This window comes from Nostoc sp. 'Peltigera membranacea cyanobiont' 213, assembly GCF_002245975.1.
Classification (GTDB): Bacteria; Cyanobacteriota; Cyanobacteriia; order Cyanobacteriales; family Nostocaceae; genus Nostoc.
In genome coordinates, this window is record NZ_NOLI01000306.1 from 1 (window position 1) to 3063 (window position 3063).

Annotated in this window: 4 protein-coding genes; 3 read left to right on the forward strand and 1 reads right to left on the reverse strand. The window is 38.5% G+C overall.

Features of this window, described 5'->3' with window-relative positions; all coding sequences use genetic code 11:
* Positions 1-1172: mechanosensitive ion channel family protein (locus tag CDG77_RS34355; RefSeq protein ID WP_094333587.1), on the reverse strand; the 1172-nt coding region annotated here is incomplete at its 3' end.
* 153 nt (positions 1173-1325) lie between these two features.
* Between CDG77_RS34355 and CDG77_RS34360 the strand changes: the two genes are divergently transcribed.
* The 3 genes from CDG77_RS34360 to CDG77_RS34365 all read left to right on the forward strand — a co-directional run bounded on the left by CDG77_RS34360 (position 1326) and on the right by CDG77_RS34365 (position 2928).
* Positions 1326-1985 (forward strand): hypothetical protein, encoded by a 660-nt coding sequence (locus CDG77_RS34360; protein ID WP_223270153.1) that lies wholly within the window; start codon positions 1326-1328, stop codon positions 1983-1985.
* 127 nt (positions 1986-2112) lie between these two features.
* On the forward strand, positions 2113-2238 hold the full coding sequence (locus tag CDG77_RS38815; RefSeq protein WP_256874753.1) for a hypothetical protein: 126 nt from the start codon (positions 2113-2115) through the stop codon (positions 2236-2238).
* Positions 2239-2541: 303 nt separating this feature from the next.
* Complete coding sequence (locus CDG77_RS34365; RefSeq protein ID WP_094333589.1) at positions 2542-2928, forward strand: four helix bundle protein; 387 nt, start codon at positions 2542-2544, stop codon at positions 2926-2928.
* Positions 2929-3063: the final 135 nt, after the last annotated feature.

The window sequence follows — 3063 nt, forward strand, 5'->3', positions numbered from 1 at the left end:
GGTACAATAATTGAAACGTGGTCAAGGGTACGAATCTCGGTACTTCTGGCACCGATTCGTTCGACAATACCTGTATATTCCCCAACTTCCACAAAATCTCCAACCTGAATCGGGCGCTCAAATACTAGTACTAAACCACTGCCAAAATTCTTAGCAATATCCTGTAAACCAAAGCCAATTCCAACGCTTAAAGCACTTGCTAAAATTGTCAAAGAGCTAATGTCAAGCCCCCATATTTGTAGCAGTACCAGTGTGCCAATAAAAATTAGACCATATTTTAAAAGTATTATAATCGCTTCTTGAGCGCCACGATTGATGACAGTAAAAGAGAGAATCCGAGAACGTAAAAAATTGGTTAACGTTCCAGCAAAGATAACTAAGCCAAACAATAAACCAACCAAAACTATTAATTCAGTAAGAGAGTAAGGATTCTTTCCTAATGTCAGAATAGGTGAGGTAAAACTGGTAATCAGGATATTTGAAATTTGGTAGCTCCATTGACGAGTGAAAGGAAAGAGATTAGTGATATAAAGAATCGCACTCATCCAAAGTCCGATCCGCATACTTGCCAACACTAATTTGAAAAATAATTCTAATACTTTAAGTGTTTCCGAATTAGGTATAGCATTGCTAGTTGTTAGGCGAAGTGAGGCTACTCGGATAAATTGATGCTTAATCCATCCCAATAGCCAACTAAATCCTACAGTTATGAGTAAAATTGCTGCTGCTATAAAAGTTGTTCGTTGAAGATAAGTTTTAGTTCTCTCTAAATGAGCTTCCTGTAACGCTCCTTCAATTTGCTGCGCCCAAATGTTAGCCTGCTCATCGAGTGTACTACCTGGTAAAGTATCTTGTTGTGTAACTGTTAACAGATAGCGATCATTTAATAAAATAGTAGGTAGCTGGTTGCGTTTTTCAATTTTAACTTGAATAGACTCAGAAGCAGAAATCACATTTTTTAATTGTGAGTTGATTAAATTTGTCCGTTCTTGAGCGCTATACTGACCAGAATCGCTGATCTGAAAAAGCTGTTGTCCATCCAAAATAACTGGAGCTTTAGTTAATGCTTGAGCAACTACAGGAGTGAACCAAAAAAATAAAACAAAAGTTAGTACTGTAATGAAAATATTAAAATATTTTGATGGTAGTCGCAAAGGATGAAAATCAAACATAAAGACTCTAACCAGATATTTTACTTCAGCTAATTAATATTAACTAGATTTCCTCGGAATCAAATTATTTTTGTAATGCTTTCTATTAGCATCGCTTTTCATAGACTAGAGACACTCAATTTGTCAGGTAGGATAGGAGACAGGATAATAAGAGTGATCCTCTATAGCAGTTCAATGGGTAAACGAAAGAGAAAAAATCACAATCCACCCTTCCCTTGGATGGTAGAAGAAAAGAATCTGTTCATTGCTCCTACTGGTAACGAAATAGTTACAGATGCTGGATGGGAGAAAATTTCATTTGAAGAAGCCAGAAAACTATTTAGTCCCGAAACTTTTCAAGAGTGGTACGAACTGTTCTTAGAAAATATAGATATCTCGGAAATACTTTCAGAATCTAATGTAGATATAGATTTAGATGATGAATCAGCAATAAATAACTTTTTACTTCGGAGCCAATGGACACCAAAACAAGTCAATTTAGTTGTAGCGAAGGCTATCTATAAAAATCATGCCTGGGTAAGAGGATTACTGATTTCTACACCTGATGCTGAAGAACACTACTTTCACAATTATGAAATGGAGGCAATTCGTTTAGGAGTCCAATTGCGAAAATACATCTTTGAGGATATTCCAGTAATTAATGACTGCAAAAATGCTGTCAGATATTTACATGCTCGATACGCCCTCATTGGCTGGCAACCAAGAAATTGTGTGACAGCAGCTCACAACCTAAAAATATCTCAAGCTACTAAGGTTTACAATGAACTTCTCTGGGATGAAGATTGGCTAGATGAAGAAGACGAAATTTATTAGTCAAGAACAAGAAACTCTACAACACTGGAAAATATGCTCCTCATTACTGATGACTGGATAATAATAGAGTTACCGGGAAATAAGACCAAAAATCTTTGAAGAGCTTAACAGCGATGGCGTAACCATCATGAGCCAGTGGCGAAGTGGCGATCGCTCTAGTAATAACGTAGCGTGGGTAAGGCGTACAGGCTCTTTCAAGCGATTTCTGGACGGATGCTTGGAGCGGGGTAAAGCACTTAACAGAAATTGTTGAACTTTTTTATTCCCATAGACTAAGGCAACCACCTGAGCAACTTTTGTAAACTATCTTTGCACCAAGTCAAAGTTATAGTTGCATTGTGCATATAATAAGTTACGGGTAACTATAACTGGAAGTTAGCACCCTGTAAATGGTTATCGCTTGGATTACGCATCAAAGGCGATACCCAAGACAAACAAAATTTATCGGCAGCGTAATAGTTTGTATTCCGTTGCCAACATGCACCCTCCGCGATCGCATGTTGGAAAAGGAGTGAGCAGAGGAGCAGAGGAGCAGAGGGGCAGAGGGGCAGAGGAGATGGAGAAAGAACCTATTAAAAGTCATAAAGATTTGAAAGTTTATCAAATGGCTTTCGATGCCGCTATGAAAATCTTTGAACTCTCCAAAAAGTTTCCTGTTGAAGAGCGTTATTCATTAACGGATCAGATTCGCCGCTCGTCCCGTTCTGTGTGTGCAAATATGGCAGAAGCTTGGCGAAAACGTCGTTATGAGGCAGCTTTTGTAGCGAAACTGAATGATTGCGAGTCCGAAGCTGCTGAAACTCAGACTTGGATTGAGTTCGCTGTTAAATGTAACTATCTCTCTGTCGAATCAGGTAGAGAACTATATGGAACTTACAACCAAATTTTAGGTGGTCTAGTAAATATGATTGCCAACCCAACACCTTGGTTAATGAAACGTTAGCATTCTTTCCCCATCTCCTCTGCCCCTCTGCTCCCCTGCTCCCCTGCCTCTCTGCTGGGTGTAGAGGAATAATAAAGTTCAACAATTTCAAGAGCTACAACCCTTAATTTTTGGTTATCCATCACAGATACCAGA